This is a genomic window from Streptomyces sp. NPDC008163, from assembly GCF_042956885.1.
GTDB classification, from domain to species: Bacteria; Actinomycetota; Actinomycetes; order Streptomycetales; family Streptomycetaceae; genus Streptomyces; species Streptomyces drozdowiczii_A.
Genome location: NZ_JBIBHG010000008.1, coordinates 20,254 through 42,984, shown reverse-complemented (window position 1 = coordinate 42,984; position 22,731 = coordinate 20,254). Strand labels below are relative to the sequence as shown.

Genomic DNA, 22,731 nt, shown 5'->3' with positions numbered 1-22,731 from the left:
TACCGTTCAGCCGTCCGAGGAGAGCCCGACCATGGCCGCAACCCCCATCGCCGTCGTCACCGGAGCGAGCAGCGGCATCGGCGCCGCGACCGCTCGGCAGCTGGCGGCCTCCGGCTACCGCGTCGTGCTCACCGCCCGCCGCAAGGACCGCATCGAGGCCCTGGCCGCCGAGCTCACCGGGGCCGGCCACCAGGCGACGGCCTACGCGCTGGACGTCACCGACCGCGCGGCCGTGGACGAGTTCGCCACCGCGTTCCGCAGCCTGGCCGTCCTGGTCAACAACGCGGGCGGCGCGCTCGGGGCCGACCCGGTCGCCACGGGTGACCCGCAGGACTGGCGCCAGATGTACGAGACGAACGTCATCGGCACGCTCAACGTGACCCAGGCCCTGCTCCCCGCCCTCACCGCGAGCGGCGACGGGACGGTGGTCATCCTCTCCTCGACCGCCGGCCTGTCCACGTACGAGGGCGGCGGCGGTTACGTGGCCGCCAAGCACGGCGAACACGTGCTGGCCGAGACCCTGCGCCTGGAGATCGTCGGCACCCCGGTCCGCGTCATCGAGATCGCCCCGGGCATGGTCAAGACCGAGGAGTTCGCCACCACCCGCTTCCGCGGCGACACGGACAAGGCCGCCAAGGTCTACGCGGGCGTGGACGCCCCCCTCACCGCCGACGACGTGGCCGACACGATCAACTGGGCGGTCACCCGCCCCAGCCACGTCAACATCGACCTCCTGGTGGTCCGCCCCCGTGCCCAGGCCAGCAACTCGAAGGTGCACCGCACGGCATGAGGACGGCGGGGCCGGGTCGCCCCGGCCCCTGCCTCAGCCCTTCACGCAGATGACCTGCTTCAGCTTCGCGACGACCTCGACCAGGTCGCGCTGCTGGTCGATGACCTTCTCGATCGGCTTGTAGGCGCCCGGGATCTCGTCCACGACCCCGGAGTCCTTGCGGCACTCGACGCCCCGCGTCTGGTCCTCCAGATCCTTCGTGGAGAACCGCTTCTTCGCGGCGTTCCGGCTCATCTTGCGGCCGGCGCCGTGCGAGGCCGAGTTGAAGGACTTCTCGTTGCCGAGGCCCTTCACGATGTACGAACCGGTGCCCATGGAGCCCGGGATGATCCCGTAGTCGCCGGAGCCGGCCCGGATCGCGCCCTTGCGGGTGACGAGCAGGTCCATCCCGTCGTACCGCTCCTCCGCCACGTAGTTGTGGTGGCAGGAGATGACCGGTTCGAAGGTGACCTTGGCCTTCTTGAACTCCTTGCGGACGACGTTCTGGAACAGCGCCATCATGACCGCGCGGTTGTGCTTCGCGTACTCCTGCGCCCAGAACAGGTCGTTGCGGTACTCGCGCATCGGCTCGGTGTCCGCGAGGAAGACCGCGAGGTCACGGTCGACCAGGCCCTGGTTGTGCGCCAGTCCCTGCGCCCGGCCGATGTGGAAATCGGCCAGCTCCTTGCCGATGTTCCGCGACCCGGAGTGCAGCATCAGCCAGACGGAACCCGACTCATCGAGACAGAACTCGATGAAGTGGTTTCCCGATCCGAGCGTTCCCATCTGCTTCGTGGCCCGTTCCTGACGGAATTTGACCGCTTCGGCCACTCCGTCGAACCGCGACCAGAAGTCGTCCCAGCCGCCGGCCGCCAGGCCGTACAGGTCGGACGGGTCGACCGGATCGTCGTGCATGCCCCGGCCGACCGGGATCGCCTGCTCGATCTTCGAGCGCAGGCCGGACAGGTCGCCGGGAAGGTCGTTCGCGGTCAGCGAGGTCTTCACCGCGGACATGCCGCAGCCGATGTCCACGCCCACCGCCGCCGGGCAGACCGCGCCGTGCATCGCGATGACCGAGCCGACCGTGGCGCCCTTGCCGAAGTGGACGTCGGGCATGACGGCCAGGCCCTTGATCCAGGGCAGCGTGGCGACATTGCGCAGCTGCTGCATCGCCACGTCCTCGACCGACGCCGGGTCGGTCCACATCCGGATGGGAACCTTCGCACCCGGTACCTCTACATACGACATAACCCCTCGATTCCCCCGAAAAAGTCTGAAGCGCAAAACCGGCGCCAGGATCGGCCAAATAGGTCGGCCGACCGGCGTTCACAGCGGCGCGTGCGATACACATTGTGTCCATCGGCCGCCATCGGGCGGCAACCGTTTTTCGCACGAAGGGAGCCCAGGACCGTGCGACGAATGGCGTACGCGACCGGCGCCGTGCTCATCGCAGCGCTCGCCGCCGGCTGCACCAGCGATACCGGAGGCGGCGAAGCCGCCCCCGACGGCAAGCCGGGCAACACCCCCACCATCTCCGCCGCGCCCCCCGGCAAGTACCGCACGCTCCCCGACGCCTGCCGGGCCGTCCCGCTGGCCACCCTCAAGGACCTCCTGCCCGGCACCGCGGACCTGCCCGAGGCCCAGCAGGACAAGGTGTTCGAGGGCTCCGCCACGGTCACGTACGACACCGACCGGCGGATCGGCTGCCGCTGGAAGTCCGACGCTCCCGAGGGCACCCGCAGCATCCACCTGGACTTCGAGCGCGTCGTCTCCTACGACACCGCCGTGAGCGACGACGACCGCGCCCGCGAGGTGTACGCGAAGAAGGAGACCGCCGCCGACCTGCCCGACACCGCCCTGCCGCCGGAGACCCCCGACGCCTCCCCGTCCGGCTCCGGCTCCCCGGACGCGGGCACGGAGAGCACGGACGGCGCCGAGAGCGCGGACGGCGCGGCGGACAAGGACGCGGCCGGCGACACCGACGGCACCACCCCCGGCAGCCCCGCCGGCAGCCTCCAGCCCCGGCTGCTCGACAAGCTGGGCGACAGCGCGTTCCTGGACGACGCGCTCAGCCGGGCCGGCGCCCCCGCCCGTCACCGCACCGTCAGCGTGGTGTTCCGCACATCCAACGTCATCGTGACCGTCGAGTACACCGCCCAGCCGGCCATGCCCACCGAGGTCCCCGACAGCCAGGAACTCCAGGAGAAGGCCCAGGCAATGGCCCGTCAGCTGGTCGAATCGTTCAACGACTGAGGCGGCCCGCACCCCGCCGGTCCCGCCCGCGCGCCGCTCCCCGCGCCCGCGGGCGAAGGCGGCATCCGGGCGCCGTCCGTCGTACCGTGGCCCTCCGGAGCCACCGGCGGCCGACCGCGGCCGCCTGTCTCCGTACGGCTACCGCCGCACCACCGTCCCCCGACCGCCGCGCCATCCGAGTGAAGGAACCATGCACCGATCAGCCCCGCGACTCACCCGCATACTCGCCTGCGCCGCCGTCCCGGTGATGCTCGTCGTCGCCGGCTGCTCGTCGGACTCCGGCGACAAGAAGGACGCGGACTCCGCCACCTCAGCCTCCGCCTCGCCGGACGCGACGAAGTCGGAACCGGCCGTCGAGGCGGCGAAGTTCGCCGAGCTGCCCGATCCCTGCTCGTCCGTCGAGGCGAAGACCGTCACGTCCCTGGTCCCCTCCGCCAAGAGCAAGAACGGCACGCGCAGCAAGTCCAGCGACGCGTCCGTCCGGGGCGGCTGCTCCTGGAACGGACTGGCCGACAAGGGCGTCAAGGGCTCCCAGTACCGCTGGCTGGACGTCGGCTTCACCCGCTTCGCATCGGACCAGACCCTGGGCAGCGGGGCCGCCCGCGCGGGCGACGGGTTCGACAAGCAGGTCAAGAAGTCCGAGGCGACCGACGGCGCGAAGAACGTCAAGGCCGGGTCCGTCAGCGGCATCGGCGACCAGGCGACGAAGATCACGTACGACCAGTCCAAGACGGACGAGGACTTCCGGTTCACGACGATCGTCGCCCGTACGGGGAACGTCGTCGTGGTCGTCAACTACAACGGAGCGGGTTACGCCGGTTCGAAGACACCGGACGCCGAGACGATTCTGAAGGGCGCCACGATGGCCGCCAAGGACGCGGTCGCCGCCGTCGCCGAGGCGAATGCCGGTGGCACCGAGAGCCCGAAGGCAACTGACAAGCCGTCGGACGACTCCTCCAAGAAGCCGTCCAAGAAGCCCAGTTCGTCGGCGAAGGCCGCCTCCTGACAGCGACACCCGCGGCCGCCCCGGCCCCTCCCCCCGCGACACCTCTCGTACGCATGTGCCAGGCTGTGCCCGCCGGAAACTAGCCACCGGCGACGAGAACGGACGAGGACAAGGGAACAGGGAGGGGATGGGGGGTGGCTGCGATGCAGCTGACGCGCACGCATCGGGTGCTGATCGGTCTGGTCGTGGCCGGTGCGGTGCTGATCGCCGCGATCGGCTTCGCCGGTTCGTACGCCGCGGTGCGCGAGCTGGCCCTGAGCAAGGGGTTCGGCGACTTCTCGCTGGTCTTCCCGATCGGCATCGACGCGGGCATCTGTGTGCTGCTGGCCCTGGACCTGCTGCTCACCTGGCTGCGCATCCCGTTCCCGCTGCTGCGCCAGACGGCCTGGCTGCTGACGGCCGCGACGATCGCGTTCAACGGCGCCGCCGCCTGGCCCGACCCGCTCGGCGTCGGCATGCACGCGGTCATCCCCGTCCTCTTCGTCGTCGCCGTCGAGGCCGCCCGTCACGCGGTGGGCCGGATCGCGGACATCACGGCCGACAAGCACATGGAGGGCGTCCGCCTCACCCGGTGGCTGCTCTCGCCGGTCCCCACCTTCCGGCTCTGGCGCCGGATGAAGCTGTGGGAGCTCCGCAGCTACGAGCAGGTCATCAAGCTGGAGCAGGACCGTCTGATCTACCAGGCCCGCCTCCAGGCCCGCTACGGCCGCGCCTGGCGGCGCAGGGCGCCCGTCGAGTCCCTGATGCCGCTGCGCCTCGCGAAGTACGGCGTCCCGCTCGCCGACACCGGCCCGGCCGGCCTGGCCGCCGCCGGCATCGAACCGGCGCTCCTGCCCCCGGCCCCCGAACCGGCCGCGATGCCGGTGCCGGAGCCCGTGCCTGAGCCGCTGCCCCAGGCCGCCCCCGCCGTGGAGACGGCCCAGCAGCACCCGGAGCTGCCGCAGACGGCGACCCCGGAGGTGCCGCAGCACGGCCCCGCCCAGCCCGTCGCCGACGAGAACGACAACCCCTGGTTCCCGGCGCAGGCGACCGCCAAGGTGTACGAGGGCACCTACGACCCGGACTTCGAGGTCGAGGGCCCGGTCCCGCACCAGGTCCCCACGGGCCCCGGCCGCACCCGGCCGCTGGGCAACGTGGGCACGGTCGGGAGCACCGTCCCCGGCGGGCAGCCCGAGCAGATCCCCGTACCGGAGCCCCTGCCGGAGCCGGTCCAGGAGTCCGCGCAGCAGTGGACGCAGGAGGACGAGGAGTTCGCCGAGATCGCGTACGAGGTGTTCTCGGCGTTCATCGCCGAGAACAACGACTACCCGAGCGTCGCGGTGCTGGACATACACCTGTCGGACGGGCACAACGTCCGCCACCCGCGCGGCGAGGCGCTGATCCGGCAGCTGATGCCGAAGTTCAAGCAGCGCTTCCACGCGGAGCTGGAAGCCGACCACATCGCGTAAGTGCGTCACGCACGAGGGGCCGCCTCCCACCCGGGAGACGGCCCCTAGACGCATCCGGACTACGCGCCCAGGAGCTTCCGCACCCGGTCCGCCCCCACCGCGAGCAGCAGCGTGGGCAGGCGCGGCCCCGTGTCGCGGCTGACGAGCAGCCGGTAGAGCAGGGCGAAGAAGGACCGCTGGGCGGTCTTCAGCTCGGGCGTCGGCTTGGCGTCGGGCTCCAGGCCCGCGAGGACCTTCGGCACGCCGTAGACGAGCGTGGTCAGGCCGTCCAGGGACCAGTGCGTGTCCAGGCCCGCCAGGAGCAGCCGCAGCGACTCGCGGCCCTGGTCGTCCAGCGAGCCGAGCAGTTCCTCGTCCGGCTCGTCGCGCACGACCGTGCGGGCCTCGGCCGGGACCTGGGTGGTGATCCAGCTCTCGGCGCGGTCGAGGCGCGGGCGGGCCTCGTCCAGCGAGGCGAGCGGGTTCGCCGGGTCCAGCTCGCTGAGGATGCGCAGCGTCTGGTCCTCCGCACCGGCCGTGATGTCCGCGACCGAGGCGAGCGTGCGGTACGGCAGCGGGCGCGGCGTGCTCGGGAGCGCACCGGCGGCCGTGCCGATCGCGCGGCTGTACGCGGCGGCGTCGGCCGGGAGGACCGTGCCGTCGGCGACCTTGCGGGCCAGCGAGTCCCACTCGTCGTAGAGCCGCTGGATCTCCTGGTCGAAGGCGATCTTGAAGGACTGGTTGGGCTTGCGGCGGGCGTAGAGCCAGCGCAGCAGCGGGGCCTCCATGATCTTCAGGGCGTCGGCCGGGGTGGGCACGCCGCCCTTGGAGGAGGACATCTTGGCCATGCCGGAGATGCCGACGAAGGCGTACATGGGCCCGATCGGCTGGACGCCGTCGAAGACCTCGCGGACGATCTGGCCGCCGACGACGAAGGAGGAGCCGGGCGAGGAGTGGTCGACGCCGCTGGGCTCGAAGATCACGCCCTCGTAGGCCCAGCGCATGGGCCAGTCGACCTTCCAGACCAGCTTGCCCCGGTTGAACTCGCTGAGCCGGACCGTCTCGGCGAAGCCGCAGGCGGTACAGGTGTAGTTCAGCTCGGTGGTGTCGTCGTCGTACGAGGTGACGGTGGTGAGGTCCTTCTCGCAGTTGCCGCAGTAGGGCTTGTACGGGAAGTAGCCGCCGGAGCCGCCGGAGCCGTCGTCCTCGCCGGCCGCGCCGGAACCGGCCTCGGCCTCCAGCTCGGCCTCGTCGACCTTCTTCTGCTGGGGCTTCTTGCCGCCCTTGCCCGCCGCCGCCGGGTCCTTCTTGGTGCGGTAGCGGTCGAGGATGGCGTCGATGTCCGCGCGGTGGCGCATGGCGTGCAGGATCTGCTCGCGGTAGGTGCCCGCGAGGTACTGCTCGGTCTGGCTGATGGGGTCGTAGTCGACGCCGAGCTCGTCCAGGGACGCGGTCATGGCGGCCTTGAAGTGCTCGGCCCAGTTCGGGTACGCGGACCCGGCCGGGGCGGGCACCGAGGTCAGCGGCTTGCCGATGTGCTCGGCCCAGGACGCGTCGATGCCGGGGACGCCGTTCGGCACCTTGCGGTAGCGGTCGTAGTCGTCCCAGGAGATCAGGTGGCGCACGGTGTGGCCCCGGCGGCGGATCTCGTCGGCGACCAGGTGCGGGGTCATGACCTCGCGGAGGTTGCCCAGGTGGATCGGGCCGGACGGGGAGAGGCCGGAGGCGACGACGACCGGTTTGCCAGGCGCACGACGCTCCGATTCGGCGATGACCTCGTCCGCGAAGCGGGAGACCCAGTCGGTCTCGGTGCTGCTCTGACTCTGAGCCACGGTCGGCACGTCCTTCTCTCGTGTAGGACTCGTAGGGGCACCGCCCATTCTCCCAGGTGCGGGCCGCAGTACGAAAACGGCTTTACGCCCCGTGGGATACTGGACCGATCCTCAGTCCCCTACGGAAACGGCAGCCAGACTCATGGCCTCGGTCAATTCCCTCGCTTCCACGCTCCAGCAGCAGCTGGCGGACGCCCTGACGGCAGCACTGCCGGATGCGGGCACCGCCGATCCGCTGCTGCGCCGAAGCGACCGGGCCGATTTCCAGGCCAACGGCATCCTGGCGCTCGCCAAAAAGCTCAAGGGCAACCCGCGCGAGCTGGCCGCCAAGGTCACCGACGCGCTGCCGGCCTCGGACCTGATCAAGGAGATCGAGGTCTCGGGCCCCGGCTTCCTGAACGTCACGCTGACCGACCGCGCGATCACTGGGACCCTGGCCGCGCGCGCCGCCGACGGCGACCGGCTCGGCGTCCCGGCGAACGGGGCGGCGGGCACCACGGTCATCGACTACGCCCAGCCCAACGTGGCCAAGGAGATGCACGTCGGCCACCTGCGGTCCGCCGTGATCGGTGACGCGATGGTGCGGATCCTGGAGTTCACCGGCGAGTCCGTGGTCCGGCGCCACCACATCGGCGACTGGGGCACCCAGTTCGGCATGCTCATCCAGTACCTCGTGGAGCACCCGCACGAGCTGGACCACGAGGGCGGCCAGGAGGACGGCGAGGCCGCGATGTCCTCGCTGAACCGGCTCTACAAGGCGTCGCGGGCCCTGTTCGACTCGGACGAGGAGTTCAAGGCGCGGTCCCGGGACCGGGTGGTCGCGCTCCAGGCGGGCGACGCGGAGACGCTGGCCATGTGGCAGCGGTTCGTGGACGAGTCGAAGATCTACTTCTACTCGGTCTTCGACAAGCTGGACATGGAGATCAGCGATCCCGACATCGTCGGCGAGTCCGGGTACAACGACATGCTGGAGGAGACCTGCCGGATCCTGGAGGAGACGGGCGTCGCCGTCCGCTCCGAGGGTGCGCTCTGCGTCTTCTTCGACGACGTGCTGGGCCCCGACGGCAACAAGGTCCCGCTGATCGTCAAGAAGACGAACGGCGGCTACGGCTACGCGGCGACCGACCTCTCCGCGATCCGGGACCGGGTGCAGAACCTCAAGGCGGACGCCCTGCTGTACGTGGTGGACGTGCGGCAGTCCCTGCACTTCAAGATGGTCTTCGAGACGGCCCGGCGGGCGGGCTGGCTGAACGAGGGCGTGAAGGCGCACCAGCTCGCGTTCGGCACGGTGCTCGGCAAGGACGGCAAGCCGTTCAAGACCCGTGAGGGCGTCACGGTCCGGCTGGAGGACCTGCTGGACGAGGCCGTCGAACGGGCGACCGCCGTGGTCCGGGAGAAGGCCGGGAAGGTCGGTCTGTCCGAGCAGGAGATCGTGGAGAACGGCCGGTACGTCGGCGTGGGCGCCGTGAAGTACGCGGACCTGTCGACCTCCGCCGTGCGGGACTACAAGTTCGACCTGGACCAGATGGTGTCGCTGAGCGGCGACACCTCGGTGTACCTCCAGTACGCGTACGCGCGTATCCAGTCGATCCTGCGCAAGGCGGGCGACGCGAGGCCGGTCGCGCACCCGGAGCTGGAGCTGGCCCCGGCCGAGCGGACGCTGGGCCTGCATCTGGACCAGTTCGGCGAGGTGCTGGCCGAGGTGGCCGCGCAGTACGAGCCGCACAAGCTGGCCGCGTACCTCTACCAGCTGGCGTCGCTCTACACGACGTTCTACGACCAGTGCCACGTGCTGAGCGAGGACAACCCGTCCGAGGTCGTCGAGAACCGGCTGTTCCTCTGCGACCTCACCGCCCGGACCCTGCACCGGGGCATGGCGCTGCTCGGCATCCGGACGCCCGAGCGGCTCTGAGGCGCCGGGAGGGGCGGGGCCGTCGCGGCCCCGCCCCTTTCCGCTACTCCGGCCGCCCCAGCGTCCATCCCGATACGTCGGACAGCCGGCCGCGCCACAGCGGCAGCCGCAGCGGGGCCGCGCCGCCGCAGACGAGGGTCGCGTCCCGCAGATGGATCCACCGGGGCAGGAAGGCCGTCTCCTCGTCCGCCTGCGCCTCCTTGATCCCCTGGTCCACCGTCTCGGGGAACTCCGCCAGCAGGTTCGCGCCTTCGCCCTCCACCTGGCGCAGGCTCCGCGCCCATTCCGCCTTCCAGGACTCGTGGCCGATCACCTCGCCGTGGAGCACCCCGGAGGGGACGGCCATCGTCAGTGGCAGCCCGGACCGGGTCTCCCGGTCGAGGAGCTGGATCAGCAGCTGGAGCTGGAGGTCGGGCACCGGCCTGCCGACCAGGAGTGCGTCGCGGACGGAGTCGGCGGAGTCGGTCATCTGGTGTCCCCTTCGGCCATGGCCTCTTTCCGGCGCCGGGCCGGAATTTCCCTGCCCGTATGCCCCGAGGCGACGTGCTCAATCGCCTGCCCCGCGTACTGGAAAAAAGCCGGATACGCCTGGGACCTGAGGGAAGAAGAAGAATTCAGACCGTTCGACGATCATTTCTCCGGGGGAGAAAATGACTGACCTCGATTCTGCGGCGGTGTCTCCCGCGCCGCACACGATGACGGTGACCGACCCGCCGCCCTCCAAGGCGGCCGACGCGCGCGCCGCGGCCAAGGCGTTCGTGGCGACGCTCGACCCGCGTCCGGCTGCGGCGACCATCCAGGACCTGCTGCTCCTGGTGTCCGAACTGGTGACGAACGCGCTCCGGCACGCCGGCGCGGTGACCGCGCTGGCCTTCGGGGCGGACGATGCCACGCTGTACGTGCACGTCGCCGACCCCAGTCCGGACCGCCCGCAGCAGCGAACGCCCGACCTCCGCGGCGGTACCGGGGGTTTCGGCTGGCCCGTGATCCTGAAGCTGACCGAGAAGGCCGACATCCGCGATCACGCCCCGCGCGGAAAAGTCATTCGCGTTTCCATGGCGCGCTGAAAGGGACGTGCGCTCAAAGGAAACGGCGCAACGGCCGCACCGACGCCTCACGGAGCCGCTGCACGACGGGCCTGCGCCGCCACCTCCGGCCCTCGATGCGCTCGCTCGCCTTCAGGTCCTCCGTGAAGTGGGCGTCGAGCGTGGCGGTGAGCTCCCGGTCCAGGACCGCGAGCATGACCTCCTCGTCGTGGTCCAGGGAACGGCGGTTGATGTTGGTGGACCCGATGAGCGCGGCGACCCGGTCGACGGTGACGACCTTGGCGTGCATCATCGTCGGCTGGTAGTGGTAGATCTTCACGCCGCACGCCGTCAGCCGCTCGTAGTACAGCTGTCCGGCGAGCTGGCAGACCCGCTTGTCCGTGTGCGGGCCCGGCAGCAGGATCTCGACCTCGACCCCGCGCCGCGCCGCCGCGCACATCAGCTCCACGAAGAAGGCGTCCGGGGCGAAATAGGCCGTGGCGATCCTGACGCGTTCCTCGGCGGTCTCCAGGACGACCCGGAGCAGGGTCTGCATGTCCTGCCAGCCCACGCTGGCCGAGCCCCGTACCACCTGCACCACGGCGTCGCCCTGCGGCGGGATGTTCCGGAACCGGTCGCGCGCGTCGAACAGTTCGTCGTGGCACTCGGCCCAGTTCTGCGCGAAGGCCGCGGCGAGTCCGTCGACGGCCGGGCCCCGTAGGCGTACGTGCGTGTCACGCCACTCGGTCTCGTTCCGCGCGTCGCCGCACCACTCCTCGGCTATGCCGACGCCGCCGGTGTACGCGGTCTCCTCGTCCACCACGAGGACCTTGCGGTGGCAGCGGTGGTTCTGCTTCAGGGGCGAGAGGTACAGCGGCTTGCGGAACCACGCGACCTGGACGCCCGCGTCCTCCATGGCGCGCAGCTGCTTCTTCTCTATGAGCCTGCTGCCGAACCCGTCGAGCAGCAGCCGCACCCGCACCCCGGCGCGGGCCCGTTCGGCCAGGGTGGCCGCGAACTCCCGCGCTATGTCGCCGCGCCAGTAGACGAACGTCATCATGTCCACGGTGTGCTCGGCGTGCCGGATGCTGTCCAGCATCGCGGCGAAGATCGCGTCCCCGTTCCGTAGCGGGACCAGTTCGTTCCCTTCCGTCGCGGCGATCCCGATGAGCCGTTCCAGGCGCCGCCTGAGCCGGTGGGCGCGATCCACGAGGACCGTGTCCTCGTGGAGGACGGGCTCCTCCGGGAGCCCGTGGTGAAGTTCCGGTCTGTCGTCCGTGCCGCTCGTCATGGCTGACCACCTTCCCCGACTCCCTCGGATCAACGCCGCACAGAAATACCCTCATTGGTCTTGACCAATTTCGGTAACTGTGAGAATCATGGCCCAAGTCGCCACAGAACCTTCATATCTGCTCCGCAGGAGACCCACGCACCATGCGCATACCGACCTCCGCCGCCCTCGCGGCACTCGGCGGTGCCCTCGTTCTCGGGCTCACCGTCGCTCCGGCCGTCCAGGCCGCCCCCGCCCCGGCGGACTGCACGACCGACGCCTTCGGAATCGCCGGGAAGTACGGCGAGTTCGTCCTCGGGGACGACGTCCACTCCCCCGATGCCGAAGGTGCCGTGGCGGTCGGCGGCAACGCCGACTTCAAGGGCGGGTTCAGCGTCGGCAACGAGCTGACGGCCGCCCAGGTCGACGCGCTGCCCGGCCGGGCCTCGCTCGTCGTGCGCGGCGACCTCGTCAACGGCGGTTCCGCCACCGTCGTCATGAAGGGCAACGCCGTCGTCGGCGGCGAGGTCAAGGACCGCGCGGTCGAGATGCACGACGGCACATTCGGCAAGAAGGCCGACCTGATCGACTTCGACGGCGAGTTCGCGAAGCTCCGGTCGTACTCCGACGCGCTGGCCGAGGAGCCGGCGACCTCCGGCGCCACCGCGGACCTCGACGGCAACCGGCTGACGCTGACCGGCACGGACACCGGCCGGAACGTGTTCTCGGTCGAGGCGTCGCGGCTGGAGAAGGCGAAGGAGGTCTTCGTCAAGGTCCCGGCCGGGGCGACGACGATCGTCAACGTCACCGGCCAGACGTACGACATGCAGACGGCCGGCACGACGGGCTTCTTCCTGTCGGGCGGTCGGGACTTCGTCCTGGACGACAAAACGCAGAGCGCGGACGACGGCGCGGTCCGCGCCAAGCTGCTCTGGAACTTCCCGAACGCCACGAAGGTCGTCAAGAACAGCCAGGCCGCCTGGCCGGGCAGCGTCCTCGCCCCGTACGCACACCTGGAGCTGGGCACGGCCGCCCCGGTCAACGGCTCGGTCTGGGTGGCCTCGCTGCACGGCTCGGGCGGCGCGGAGACGCACCACTTCCCGTTCACCGGCTGCCTGCCCGAGGTGCCCGGCACCCCGAAGCCGGGCACGACCCCAAGCGGGACGCCCTCCACGACGCCCCCGGCGACCGCCACCCCGTCGGCGTCGGTCCCGCCGTCCGGCGACGCGACCCCGTCCGCCACCCCGTCGGGCACGACGACCCCGGGCGCCCCGGCCCCGTCCGCCGGCCCCTCGCAGCCCGAGGGCGACCTGGCGACGACCGGGAGCGGCAACATGGTCCCCGTCACCGTGGGAGGCGCCGTGGTCGTCGCCGCCGGTGCGGGCCTCGTGGTCATGGCCCGCCGCCGCAAGCGCGCCTGACCCGTTCGAGCGGTACGCGGCCCGGGAAGGGCCGCGTACCGCTCAGCGCTTTTCCCAGACCGAGGTGTCGTAGCGGTAGTAGTACTCCGGGCGCCCCGCGATGCTGCTCGTACGGAACGGCTCGCCGCTCTCGTCCACGCGCAGGGTGCCCGTACGGCCGCCGCTGGACCAGTCCAGCTCCAGGTACCAGCTGACGTCGTGGCCCTCCACGTGCGCGTCGAGGTCGAAGACCTCCACATCGCTGGACGACACCCGGAACGGGAAGTTCTTGGCGGGCACGGTCTCGTCGCCCTGCTTCCCGGCGACCGGCCTGAGCGCCGGGCGGCTGTCGTCCAGGTCGACGTCGAAGGACTGGGGTTCGATGCCGCTGCCGCACCCCTCGCCCATCGAGAACGCCGACTGCTGCACGGGGGCCCGCTGGCTCAGCACCTTCACCCGGAGCCCGGTCAGGACGACGGCCTGCGCGGAGGTGCCCTGCACGGTCAGCTCCAGCTTCATGGCGCCGCCGTCCACCCCGCCGAGCGCCCGCGCCCAGCCCCGGGTGCTGTTGGGCGGCGGCGGGGGCGGCACGGTCGCCGGGTCCTGGCCCAGCAGGTAGTACTGCCCGCAGGGCTCCTCCCAGTTGTACGAACTGATGGTCACCGTGGGCGGCTTCCCCGGCCCGCCCCCGGGCGCGCCGGTGGTGCGCGAGGCGGACGGCGAGGTGCGCGCGGAGGGACCGGCCGAGCCTGTGCTCGCGGAGGCGCTGGGCCGCCCCTCGGACACGCTGACCGAGGGCGAGGGGCTGTACGGGGACGGGGAGACGAAGTCCTCTCCCTTTCCGGCTGTCGTGCCGTGCCCGCCCGGGGCGCCCGCGGCCGCGTCGGAACCGGTCTGCTTGAGGTGGCCGATGACGACGGCGGTGGGCACGGTGAGCGCGACGACGGCCGCGGCGGCGAGGAGGACGCGCGTACGGGCGGAGGCCCGGCGCCAGCGGGTGGGGGCGGGGTGCTCGCGTACGGGTTCGGGATCGGGATCGGGCTCGGGCCTTACGGGCTCCGGCTCGGCGGCCTCGGGCGCGACGGGCTCGGGCTCGGCGGCCTCGGACTCGGTCGGCTCAGGCACCGGCTCAGGCACCGGCACCGGCTGCACGGCTTCGGGCTCCACGACCGGCGCCGGAACAGCTGCTTCCGCCTTTCCCCGCCCCCGCGCCGCGTCCGCGAGGATCCACCGCCGGTGGACCTCCACCAACTCGTCGGCGCTCGCCCCGCAGAGGCGCGCGAACCGCTCCACGGGCGCGAACTCGCCCGGCACCGCGTCCCCGTTGCAGTACCGGTGGAGCGTCGACGTACTGACGTGCAAGCGGCCCGCGAGCACCCCGTAGCTGCGCCCCGAACGGCCCTTCAGTTTCTTCAGCAGGCCCGCTAGTTCCTCGGCCTCCGGCGTCGCCACTGCGGCGTTCCCCCTCCTGGTCGTCCCGGATCACCGTTCCAGGGACGTGGAATCTGCCCAGGTCACAGTACGCGCAGGCATTCCAGCATCCCCAATGGTGTGTCGGGCGTTGCGGCCGGAATCCGCCGTGCCACAAGCTCGGACCACACCACAGCGACCACGGGGGCCGACCAGTGCGAACCCTCTTCCGCATCGAACTGACCGATGCGCTGGCGATCGGGGTCTTGATCGTGACGACCGCGATCGTCCTGCTCCTGATCTGCCGGAACTGACCACACCGGCACGACCGAACACGCATCACGACCGAACACACAGCACGGAACACACTCACGGGGAGTACCACCATGCGCAGCAACCGCATCCGCACCACCGTCCTCGCGGCGACCGCCGCCCTCGCCGCGTTCTCGCTCACGGCGTGCGGCGGGGACGACGGCACCGACGCGAAGAAGCCGGCGGCGTCCGTCCGGGCCACCGACGACGCGCCGACGACCGCGCCGGACAAGGACTCGACGTCCCCCACGGACACCGAACCGGCATCCGACACCACGAAGCCCGCCGGAAAGCCCGCGACGCAGCCGGCCGGGAAGCCCGGGGAGTCCGGCGATTCCGCCGGGAAGCCCGCGTCCGAGCCGAAGCCCGCGCCGAAGCCCAAGTCGCCGGTCACCTGCACCGGCGCGAACACGAAGGTCACCGTCACCAAGGTGACCCGCCCGATCAACCACCTGCTGCTCACCGTCACCAACACGGGCGACCGCCCCTGCTACGCGTACCACGCGCCGATGCTCCGCTTCGACGGCGCGCAGGCGGTGTTCCGGGTGCTCCAGGACAGCCGGCCGCAGGCCGTGGTGACGCTGGACCCGGGCAGCTCCGCGTACGCAGCGATCGGCCTGACGGGCGAGCCGAACGGTCGGAAGCCGTACCCGAGCAAGCACCTGGGCGTCACCTTCGCCGACCGCAACGACGGGCCCATCAACTCCGCGTCGACCGAGCTGACGCTGCCCGCCGGGACCTACTGGGACGACAACGGCTTCGTCACCTACTGGCAGAGCGAGATGGACCAGGCGCTCGTCTACTGACCGCCGAGCTCGAAGTCGAACCAGATCCGGTGCGTACCGTCCTCGTCGACGGCGAGACCGCCGCCCCCGCTGATCCCGGCGAGGGCGGCGGTCCCGCTCCCCGGCGCGATCGAGAAGAACTCGTTCGCCCGGTCGCTGCCGCTGGTGGCGGCGGAGTGCACGAAGTTGAACGTCCCCTCGTGCCCGGCGAGCGCGCCCTCGAAGGACTCCATGGCGACGTACGTACCGACCCCCGACGCCTGGTCGAAGGCGGCGGTGAACAGCGTCGTGGACCGGCCCGCCACCTCCCCCTCGAAGGTCTTCACGATGGTCGCCACCCCGACGGGCAGCGCGGTGACCACCTCGGGCTCGGGCTTCAGCTCGGAGGGGACGAAGGAGTTGACGGTGAAGGTGCCGGAAGCTCTCATGCCGCGATCGTAGGCACGGGGTACGACAGTTGCGGCTCTAGGTAGAACAACTCATGTGCGGCCGTCGCACACCTGGTGGAATCGTGCCCATGTCACAAGCCGAAGCTCAGGACGACGCCCTGAACGACGACCGGGACGAGTTCCCCCGGACCTCCTGGATCGCGCCGCTGGCCTCCACGGTCATCACGCTCCCGGTCGCGTTCTACGCGCTGCTCACCAGCATGCTCATGCCGATGGCCTGCGACTCGTGCACGGAAGAGGAGGCCCACCGCTTCGACGCGAGCTTCGGCCCGGCCTTCGTGGTCTCCTGCTGCGGCCTCGCCCTGAGCCTCTGCGTACTGCTCGCGAGCTGGGTGTGCATGCGCAAGAGGCCGGCGGCCTCGGTCTTCCTCGCCGTGACCGCCCCCATCTCCGTGCTGTTCACCTGGATGCTCTTCATGGGCCTGGTGGACACGCCGTAGGTGACCTTGGCCGGGTCCAGACGGCGGGTTCAGCGCGCCTTCAGCTGCTCGCGGAGCCGTCGTACGTGGCCTCGGGCGTCGCACCCGGTGTCAGGCGTCGATCTTGAGGTGAGACCCCGGCTGGTGGTGACACACCGCACCGGGGTCGCTTCGTCTGGCGGCACCGTAAGCAGCCGCGACTCTGCACCAAAAGGCGGTCACACATAGTCACACTTGCTCGTCGTGACGGGGTAGGGAGGGCGGGAAGGTTTCCTCCAACCCCTTCTTCTACCTACCGGTTGTACAACAGCGCTCGACCCTCGAAGCCCGAACCCCGACTCCCGGCTCCCGAGCCCCGAGACCCGGGACGCGACCCGCGCCGGGGAGGCAACCCGGCTCAGGCCATCGCCTCGGCCAGGTCCTCCGCCTGCTTCAGCACCCGCTCGATCGCCGCAGGCTGCTTGTCCGGCGGATATCCGTACTTCCGCAGGAGCCGGAGCACGCGGGCCATGATCCGGTCCCTGGCCTGTTCCTTGAGCTTCCAGTCGACGGTGACGTCCTTGCGGATCTGCTCGTAGAGCTCGTGCGCGATCCGCGCGAGGACCGAGTCCTCCATCTGCTCGACCGCCGAGGGATCGGCGGCCAGCGCATCGTAGAAGGCCAGCTCGTCCTCGGTCAGCCCGAGGTCCTCGGCCCGTCCCCGGTCGGCTGACACCTCCTGCGCCAGTTCGACGAGGAACTTCATGAACTCGGCGGCTGTCAGGAGCCCGTTCGTGTACCGGTTCATCGCGGCACGTACACGTCTCGTGAAGCTCTCCTGCCGGGTCAGGTTACGGGGGTGGGCGTCCCGGATCTCCTTGAGCAGAGCCCGCCGAAGAGCCTCGATGGCCAGGTTGGGGTGCTTCGACGACTGGAGCTTGCGCAGGAGGGACTCGTCCAGGTGCGACAGTTCCGGTTTGGTCAGGCCGGCCGCGTCGTAGATGTCCACGACACCGTCGGCTGCGATGACCGAGGCGTGAAGTTGCGCGATGAGCAGTTCCGTGTCCGCCGCCGTGGCTGCGCCCTGCTCCTGTCGCTCATCGGCCGTGTACTTCTCCCGCGACTTCCGCACGGACTCGAAGAACCGGATGTCGGGCAGCAGGTCCTGTACGCGCTGGTCGGTCGGGCAGAGCGAGAAAGCCTGCCGGAGCAGCCCGGAGTGATACATGAAACGCTGCTTGCGCGTTGACTGTTCGGGTCCCAGACCCGCCTCGGGCGCGATCAGAAACTCCAGCACCTCGACCAGGGCCTCGCGGTATGAACGGGGACCGCCTACTGCGAGCGTCTTCCTCCACCGGCACCCATGCAGGAGGTCCACGATCTGCTGGTGGCTCTCCCGGACGATCTGGACCGCGCCCGCGAGGTCAGCGCCCAGCATGGGGTCCGCCTGGTCCTGCTCGGAGTACTCGGCGAGGGCTTCCTTGATCTCCCGTATGACGCCCTGAAAGTCGACGACCAGCCCGGAGGGCTTGCCGGGCCAGGTGCGGTTGACGCGGGCGATGGCCTGCATGAGCGCAGCTCCGCGCATGCGTTTGTCCAGGTAAAGCGTGTGCAGGGGCGGTGCGTCGAAACCGGTCAGCCACAGGGACTGGACGATCACCAGCTGCAGTTCGTCCTCGGCGTCGGTCACCCGCGCCTGGATCTTCTTCAGCTGGGTGGGCGTGCGGATGTAGTCGGCGACTTCTGCGGTGTCGGTGGCGGCGTTCCCGGTGAAGACCACTCGGATCCGCCCGGTGGTGTCGGTCAACAGCCCCGTCCTCGGGTCACGTTCCCCCTTCCAGTCCGGCCTACGACGGATCACCTCCTCGAACAGTCGCGCGGCGATGGCGCGGGAGGCGCAGACGACCATGCCCTTGCCCTTGTAGCCCGTCAGCTTCTCCATCTCCGTGCTGCGCGCATCCCAGTGCTCCAGCAGGCCCCCGGCCAGTTCCCGGATGCGGGAGGGAGAACCGATCAGTTCCTCGTACCGGCCGAACTGCCGGCGTGCGACACGCTTCTCGTCGTCGCTCAGCCCTTCGATCAGCCCCTCGGCGCGGGCATTCAGATCGTCCAGGTCGGCACCTCTGATCATGTCGACCTTGACGAGGTGAGGTTCGTAGAAGACGGGCACGGTCGCTCCGTCGTCGACGGCCTGCGTGAGGTCGTACGTGTGGATGTTCCCGCCGAAGACGCCTTGCGTGCTGCCCGTGCTGTTGTTGATGGGGGTGCCGGTGAAGGCGATGAACGTGGCGTTCGGGAGGGCGTCGCGCAGGTTGCGGGCGTAGCCGTCGATGAAGTCGTAGTGGCTGCGGTGTGCCTCGTCGACGACGACGATCACGTCACGGCGCGGCGAGATCTGCGGATGCCGGACACCGGCTGTGCGCTCCTCCTCGGTCAGCCGGAACTTCTGGAGCGTCGCGAAGACGACCCCGCCGTTGTGCTCCGGGCTGTTCAGCAGTCGGCGCAGTTCCCCGGCGTCTTCGGCGGTCTGTGGCTCCTCCTTGATCCGCTTGCGCAGGGTCTCGCTGGCGGCGAACGTCCGGTACAGCTGGTCATCGAGGTCGATGCGGTCCGTCAGCATGACGAAGGTCGGACTCGACAGCTCTGGCGTCGAGGCGGCCTTTCCCACGTAGAAAAGCATCTCCTCGCTCTTCCCCGCGCCCTGCGTGTGCCAGACGACACCCGCCCGGCCGTCGGTCGCGAGGGCCGCCTCGGTCGCCCGGACGGCGGCGTTCACGGCGATGTACTGATGGGCCTTGGCGAGCTTCACCGTGTTGACGTCGCCGGACTTCTCGGCGGAGTACGAGAGGAAGTTGCCGATCAGGTCGAGGAGGCGGGCCGGCTCGAACGCCCCGTACAGCATGCGCTCCAGCGCTCGCCCGTCCTCGCGCTGGTCCTTGCGCAGCATGCGGTCCTGGTCGTCGGCGTGCCACGGGGCCATGTGCTGCCAGGGCGTGAACGGCGTGCCCATGCGGGCGGTGATCCCGTCGGAGGCGAGCATCACGAGGAACGTGGCGAACGTGCCCGTCTGCTTCAACTCGCGGCGGTAACCCTGGAGCTGGTCGTAGGCGGTCCGGGCACTGTCCTTGCTGTCGGCCTTCTTCAGCTCCATGACGGCAAGTGGCAGGCCGTTCACGTACAGGACGATGTCGAATATGAACGTCCGGTCCTTGACGCTGTTGATCCGTACCTGGCTGGCTGCGATCAAGTCGTTGGCGTGGGGATCGCCGAAGTCGACCGGCCGGATGACCGCATGACGCTCGTCGCCGGTGGCGGGGTCGTCGTACGGGACGGAGACCCCGCCGGTGAGCCGCTCGTAGAACCGGTGGTTCTCGCGGAGGTCGTGCTGCGTGAGCTGAGCGAGGAGCGCCGGTATGGCGTCGTCGGCCACGCTCTCGGGCAGTTGGGGGTAACGCCGCCGGATCGCCTTGCGGAGGTGGGGGTACAGGACGAGGTCCCCCCACCCCTTCCGTCCGCCGTACGCGGGCCCCAGCTCGGCCCCGGGCACGTGGCGCCACCCGATCTCGCCGAGGACGCCGAGGGCGTGCAACTCCAGCTCCTTCTCGGTGAGACGGTCGAGGGGGGGCTCGCCGGCGGGGTGGGTGCTTCTCATACGGCCTCCTCTACAACGCGGGTGGCGTCCTTGACGCGGATCTGGCCGGTGACGAGCTGGGGGAGGAGGGTGTCGCGGAGGTCGGCGAGGGTGCGGCTTTCGGCGGCCGTCTGCATCACGGTGCTGTGCAGAGCGTCGAGCTTGGCTGACAGGCGTTCACGTTCACCGACTGCGGGAAGGTTGATGCGCCAGCCAGGCATTTCCTTGAGCGGCAACCGGTCGACGGTTGCGCCGTGGATGGTACGGCGCTTGATCTCCTCCTGGAACGCGGGCGCCAGGTAGGCATGGAGGAGCAGAGCCCCACTGACCGCGCCCGATTTACTTCGCAGCAACGCCATGCGGCGTCCCAGGCTTGCCCGGATTCCGGCCGGCATGAGAGCCGCGTCGCCCAGGCGTGTCTCGTAGGAGAAAAGCACATCTCCCGCTTGCGGCTGGACTCGACGGGTCCAGCGGGGAAAGTCGTCCTCGGAGAGGTGAGCGGATTCGGCCAGGTCCAGGTAACCACTCTTGAGACTGCTGATACTGAGGAAGCAGGGGCCTTCCGACGTCTTCCGAGGCGTTGCGTGCGGGCCATCGAAGAGGGCAGCCAGGTCACCGACGGCCTCTGACTGGCTGCTCTTTCCCGCCGATTCATAACAGGCGCTGGCGAGGCCCAGAGCGGTACTGCGGATCCGCTCGTTGAGCGCGATCTTTTCGTCCAGCGCACCGAGCACCTCGGCGATGCCCCGTTGCTCATCGACCGGCACCCACGTGAAACGGTAGTCGCGAATCTGCCCCACACTGATGTGTGGGATTCCGGTTCCGGTCTGAACTCCGAGGACATAATCCGTGAATGAGCGACCGCCGATCAAATAGCGCAGGAAAGGTTGGACCAGATCCCCCTTCGCCCGAAGCCGTGCGACGCGCTGCACGAGCAAGCAAGGGAGATCGCGTTCCGTAACTGCCGCATATTTCAGACCGGCCTCGATCCACGGGCGGTCCATGGCCAGAACGACGTCACCAGCACTCAGTGCGAAACGAGCGCTCTCAGCGACCCGGTCATTCGGCCATCGCTTCGCTCCGGCCCATCGGAGCTTTCCCTGCCCGATATTGTCTCCCCGCAGCAGACGAGTGCCACTCTCGGCGTACTCGTCACTCCGGAAAGGGAACCCCGTGACCACTTCGACGTGGTCTCCCAGACGCTCGGGCTGTGCCATCACACCCTCCCCAACTGCTCATCCACAACCTTCGCCAACCGCTCCGACTCCGCGAACTGCTCCCGCAACAACGCAGTCAGCCGCGCGATCTTCTCCTCCACCGGCTCCGCGTCCGGGTCGACCTCCGCCTCCGCCGTCCCCACGTACCGCCCCGGCGTCAGCACGAAGTCGTGCTCAGCGATCGCCTCCACGCCCACGCTCGCGCAGAACCCGGGCACGTCCTCGTACGCGCCCGCTCCCCGCCAAGCCCGCACCGTGTCACCGATGCGGCCGACGATCTCGTCGGGCGTCAGCTCCCGCAGCGTCCGGTTCTTCATCACACCGAACTCGCGCGCGTCGATGAACAGGACCTCACCCTTACGCCCCCGCACCCATTCCGAGTGCCGCCCCTTCCCCTCCGCGAGGAACCACAGGCACGCCGGGATCTGCGTGGACCGGAACAGCTGCCCGGGGAGCGCGATCATGCACATCACCAGGTCGTCCTCGACCATGCCCCGACGGATGTCGCCTTCCCCGGACTGCTTACTGCTCATCGAGCCGTTCGCAAGGACGACGCCCGCACGCCCGCTCGGCGCGAGCTTGCTGATCATGTGCTGGAGCCAGGCGTAGTTCGCGTTGCCGACGGGCGGAGCCCCGTACACCCACCGCTTGTCCACGCCGAGCATCTCCCCGCCCCAGTCGGAGATGTTGAACGGCGGGTTGGCCATCACCACGTCCGCCTTGAGCGTGGGGTGCTGGTCATTGCGGAAAGTGTCGGCCGGCTCGTCGCCGAGGTTGGCCTCAACCCCGTGGATGGCCAGGTTCATATGCGCCAGCTGCCAGGTGGTCTGGTTGAGCTCCTGTCCGTAGACCGCGACGTTCAGCGGATTCCCGCCGTGCGACTCGATGAACCTCTCCGCCTGCACGAACATGCCGCCCGACCCGCAGGCCGGGTCGTACACCCGCTCCCCCGGCTTCGGCTCCAGCACCTCCACCAGCAGCTGCACCACGCTCTCCGGGGTGAAGTACTCCCCGCCCTTGCGGCCCTCCTTCAGCGCGAACTCGGCCAGGAAGTACTCGTACACCTCCCCCATGATGTCCCGCGCACCCTTGCGGCGGCCGTCGTCGCCCAGCTGCTCCTGGAAGGCGAGCCGGTCCAGCAGACGGATCAGCCCGACGAGGCGCTCGTCATCGACCCGGCCGGCGGCGTAGATCTTCGGCAGGGTCTTCTTCAGCGCCGGGTTCTGCGCCTCGATCGCCAGCATCGCCGCGTCGATCGCCTCGCCAACCGTCTGCCCCTCCACGGTCGCGCCGGCCCGTTCGAGAACAGCTTCCCAACGGGCGGTCGGAGGTACGTAGAAGATGCCCGCACCCGTGTACTCGCGCCGCTCCTCCAGCGTGACGAGGATGTCCTCCTCGCTCCAGCCGCCCTCCTCCCGCAGCTCGGCCTCCAACTGTGCACGCTTCTCGCCCATCGCGGCGGAGACGTACTTGAGGAAGACCAGGCCCAGCACGAAGTGCTTGTAGGCGGCGGCATCCAGACTGCCGCGCAGCTTGTCCGCGGCCTGCCACAGGATCTGCTTCATGTCGGCGGGTTCGGTCTTCTTCTTGCTACGGGGTGGCACGGAGCACTCGTTCCTCTCGTCGTTCACAAAG

Annotated in this window: 18 protein-coding genes; 9 read left to right on the top strand and 9 right to left on the bottom strand. The window is 69.8% G+C overall.

The genetic code is table 11. The features are described 5' to 3' along the window. Positions 1-31 precede the first annotated feature (31 nt). On the top strand, positions 32-790 hold the full coding sequence (locus ACFZAT_RS18810) for an SDR family NAD(P)-dependent oxidoreductase (protein ID WP_391265344.1): 759 nt from the start codon (positions 32-34) through the stop codon (positions 788-790). Positions 791-823: 33 nt separating this feature from the next. Here the strand turns inward: ACFZAT_RS18810 and ACFZAT_RS18805 are convergent, their stop codons facing one another. Further along, positions 824-2,017: an RtcB family protein gene (locus ACFZAT_RS18805; RefSeq protein ID WP_391265343.1), complete on the bottom strand. Its 1,194-nt coding sequence runs from the start codon at positions 2,015-2,017 to the stop codon at positions 824-826. Between the two features lie 171 nt (positions 2,018-2,188). On the opposite strand from ACFZAT_RS18805, the gene ACFZAT_RS18800 reads away from it, so the two are divergent. The 3 genes from ACFZAT_RS18800 (at position 2,189) to ACFZAT_RS18790 (ending at position 5,476) form a co-directional block, all read left to right on the top strand. Then, positions 2,189-3,022, top strand: coding sequence for a DUF3558 domain-containing protein (locus ACFZAT_RS18800; RefSeq protein ID WP_391265342.1), 834 nt, complete (start codon positions 2,189-2,191; stop codon positions 3,020-3,022). 190 nt (positions 3,023-3,212) lie between these two features. After that, a complete protein-coding gene (locus ACFZAT_RS18795) occupies positions 3,213-4,028 on the top strand; it encodes a DUF3558 domain-containing protein (RefSeq protein WP_391265341.1) in 816 nt (271 codons plus the stop codon). A gap of 143 nt (positions 4,029-4,171) precedes the next feature. Continuing rightward, entirely contained in the window at positions 4,172-5,476 is a 1,305-nt protein-coding gene (locus tag ACFZAT_RS18790) for a DUF2637 domain-containing protein (RefSeq protein ID WP_391265606.1), read from the top strand. A gap of 59 nt (positions 5,477-5,535) precedes the next feature. On the opposite strand, the gene lysS is transcribed toward ACFZAT_RS18790, so the two are convergent. Further along, on the bottom strand, positions 5,536-7,296 hold the full coding sequence (gene lysS / locus ACFZAT_RS18785) for a lysine--tRNA ligase (protein WP_391265340.1): 1,761 nt from the start codon (positions 7,294-7,296) through the stop codon (positions 5,536-5,538). 133 nt (positions 7,297-7,429) lie between these two features. Between lysS and argS the strand changes: the two genes are divergently transcribed. Then, positions 7,430-9,199, top strand: a complete 1,770-nt coding sequence (gene argS, locus ACFZAT_RS18780; protein ID WP_391265339.1) for an arginine--tRNA ligase — start codon at positions 7,430-7,432, stop codon at positions 9,197-9,199. Positions 9,200-9,242: 43 nt separating this feature from the next. Here argS and ACFZAT_RS18775 read toward each other — a convergent pair whose 3' ends face one another. Next, positions 9,243-9,668 carry a hypothetical protein gene (locus ACFZAT_RS18775; protein ID WP_391265338.1) on the bottom strand — a complete coding sequence of 142 codons (426 nt, stop codon included), beginning with the start codon at positions 9,666-9,668 and terminating at the stop codon, positions 9,243-9,245. A gap of 226 nt (positions 9,669-9,894) precedes the next feature. On the opposite strand from ACFZAT_RS18775, the gene ACFZAT_RS18770 reads away from it, so the two are divergent. Next, on the top strand, positions 9,895-10,266 hold the full coding sequence (locus tag ACFZAT_RS18770) for an ATP-binding protein (protein ID WP_391265337.1): 372 nt from the start codon (positions 9,895-9,897) through the stop codon (positions 10,264-10,266). Positions 10,267-10,279: 13 nt separating this feature from the next. Here ACFZAT_RS18770 and ACFZAT_RS18765 read toward each other — a convergent pair whose 3' ends face one another. Continuing rightward, on the bottom strand, positions 10,280-11,515 hold the full coding sequence (locus ACFZAT_RS18765; protein WP_391265336.1) for a phospholipase D-like domain-containing protein: 1,236 nt from the start codon (positions 11,513-11,515) through the stop codon (positions 10,280-10,282). A 143-nt stretch (positions 11,516-11,658) separates the two neighbouring features. On the opposite strand from ACFZAT_RS18765, the gene ACFZAT_RS18760 reads away from it, so the two are divergent. Next, positions 11,659-12,915 (top strand): choice-of-anchor A family protein, encoded by a 1,257-nt coding sequence (locus ACFZAT_RS18760; protein ID WP_391265335.1) that lies wholly within the window; start codon positions 11,659-11,661, stop codon positions 12,913-12,915. A 42-nt stretch (positions 12,916-12,957) separates the two neighbouring features. Here the strand turns inward: ACFZAT_RS18760 and ACFZAT_RS18755 are convergent, their stop codons facing one another. Next, positions 12,958-14,346: a helix-turn-helix domain-containing protein gene (locus tag ACFZAT_RS18755; RefSeq protein WP_391265334.1), complete on the bottom strand. Its 1,389-nt coding sequence runs from the start codon at positions 14,344-14,346 to the stop codon at positions 12,958-12,960. Positions 14,347-14,690: 344 nt separating this feature from the next. On the opposite strand from ACFZAT_RS18755, the gene ACFZAT_RS18750 reads away from it, so the two are divergent. Then, positions 14,691-15,422 (top strand): DUF4232 domain-containing protein, encoded by a 732-nt coding sequence (locus tag ACFZAT_RS18750; protein WP_391265333.1) that lies wholly within the window; start codon positions 14,691-14,693, stop codon positions 15,420-15,422. Here ACFZAT_RS18750 and ACFZAT_RS18745 read toward each other — a convergent pair. Further along, a complete protein-coding gene (locus ACFZAT_RS18745) occupies positions 15,416-15,829 on the bottom strand; it encodes a DUF3224 domain-containing protein (protein ID WP_391265332.1) in 414 nt (137 codons plus the stop codon). The two genes, ACFZAT_RS18750 and ACFZAT_RS18745, sit on opposite strands and share 7 nt — an antisense overlap. Positions 15,830-15,918: 89 nt before the next feature. Between ACFZAT_RS18745 and ACFZAT_RS18740 the strand changes: the two genes are divergently transcribed. Then, the gene (locus tag ACFZAT_RS18740) at positions 15,919-16,290 is read left to right on the top strand and encodes a DUF983 domain-containing protein (RefSeq protein ID WP_391265331.1); all 372 of its coding nucleotides are present in this window, start codon (positions 15,919-15,921) and stop codon (positions 16,288-16,290) included. Positions 16,291-16,666: 376 nt separating this feature from the next. Here ACFZAT_RS18740 and ACFZAT_RS18735 read toward each other — a convergent pair whose 3' ends face one another. The 3 genes from ACFZAT_RS18735 to ACFZAT_RS18725 are packed head-to-tail and all read right to left on the bottom strand — an operon-like array spanning position 16,667 to position 22,700. Next, a complete protein-coding gene (locus ACFZAT_RS18735; RefSeq protein WP_391265330.1) occupies positions 16,667-19,900 on the bottom strand; it encodes an HsdR family type I site-specific deoxyribonuclease in 3,234 nt (1,077 codons plus the stop codon). Next, positions 19,897-21,096 (bottom strand): restriction endonuclease subunit S, encoded by a 1,200-nt coding sequence (locus ACFZAT_RS18730; RefSeq protein WP_391265329.1) that lies wholly within the window; start codon positions 21,094-21,096, stop codon positions 19,897-19,899. Before ACFZAT_RS18730 ends, ACFZAT_RS18735 begins: the two co-directional genes overlap by 4 nt. Further along, on the bottom strand, positions 21,096-22,700 hold the full coding sequence (locus ACFZAT_RS18725) for an N-6 DNA methylase (RefSeq protein ID WP_391265328.1): 1,605 nt from the start codon (positions 22,698-22,700) through the stop codon (positions 21,096-21,098). Before ACFZAT_RS18725 ends, ACFZAT_RS18730 begins: the two co-directional genes overlap by 1 nt. Between the last annotated feature and the right edge of the window lie 31 nt (positions 22,701-22,731).

What these genes read in the sequence shown, in the direction of transcription:
- ACFZAT_RS18740 (WP_391265331.1), top strand. Translation starts at nt 15,919, where the DNA reads ATGTCACAAGCCGAAGCTCAGGACGACGCCCTGAACGACGACCGGGAC.
- ACFZAT_RS18770 (WP_391265337.1), top strand. Translation starts at nt 9,895, where the DNA reads ATGACGGTGACCGACCCGCCGCCCTCCAAGGCGGCCGACGCGCGCGCC.
- ACFZAT_RS18810 (WP_391265344.1), top strand. Translation starts at nt 32, where the DNA reads ATGGCCGCAACCCCCATCGCCGTCGTCACCGGAGCGAGCAGCGGCATC.
- ACFZAT_RS18795 (WP_391265341.1), top strand. Translation starts at nt 3,213, where the DNA reads ATGCACCGATCAGCCCCGCGACTCACCCGCATACTCGCCTGCGCCGCC.
- ACFZAT_RS18775 (WP_391265338.1), bottom strand. Translation starts at nt 9,668, where the DNA reads ATGACCGACTCCGCCGACTCCGTCCGCGACGCACTCCTGGTCGGCAGG.
- ACFZAT_RS18735 (WP_391265330.1), bottom strand. Translation starts at nt 19,900, where the DNA reads ATGAGAAGCACCCACCCCGCCGGCGAGCCCCCCCTCGACCGTCTCACC.
- argS (WP_391265339.1), top strand. Translation starts at nt 7,430, where the DNA reads ATGGCCTCGGTCAATTCCCTCGCTTCCACGCTCCAGCAGCAGCTGGCG.
- ACFZAT_RS18730 (WP_391265329.1), bottom strand. Translation starts at nt 21,096, where the DNA reads ATGGCACAGCCCGAGCGTCTGGGAGACCACGTCGAAGTGGTCACGGGG.
- ACFZAT_RS18765 (WP_391265336.1), bottom strand. Translation starts at nt 11,515, where the DNA reads ATGACGAGCGGCACGGACGACAGACCGGAACTTCACCACGGGCTCCCG.
- ACFZAT_RS18790 (WP_391265606.1), top strand. Translation starts at nt 4,172, where the DNA reads ATGCAGCTGACGCGCACGCATCGGGTGCTGATCGGTCTGGTCGTGGCC.
- ACFZAT_RS18750 (WP_391265333.1), top strand. Translation starts at nt 14,691, where the DNA reads ATGCGCAGCAACCGCATCCGCACCACCGTCCTCGCGGCGACCGCCGCC.
- ACFZAT_RS18800 (WP_391265342.1), top strand. Translation starts at nt 2,189, where the DNA reads ATGGCGTACGCGACCGGCGCCGTGCTCATCGCAGCGCTCGCCGCCGGC.
- ACFZAT_RS18745 (WP_391265332.1), bottom strand. Translation starts at nt 15,829, where the DNA reads ATGAGAGCTTCCGGCACCTTCACCGTCAACTCCTTCGTCCCCTCCGAG.
- ACFZAT_RS18760 (WP_391265335.1), top strand. Translation starts at nt 11,659, where the DNA reads ATGCGCATACCGACCTCCGCCGCCCTCGCGGCACTCGGCGGTGCCCTC.
- ACFZAT_RS18805 (WP_391265343.1), bottom strand. Translation starts at nt 2,017, where the DNA reads ATGTCGTATGTAGAGGTACCGGGTGCGAAGGTTCCCATCCGGATGTGG.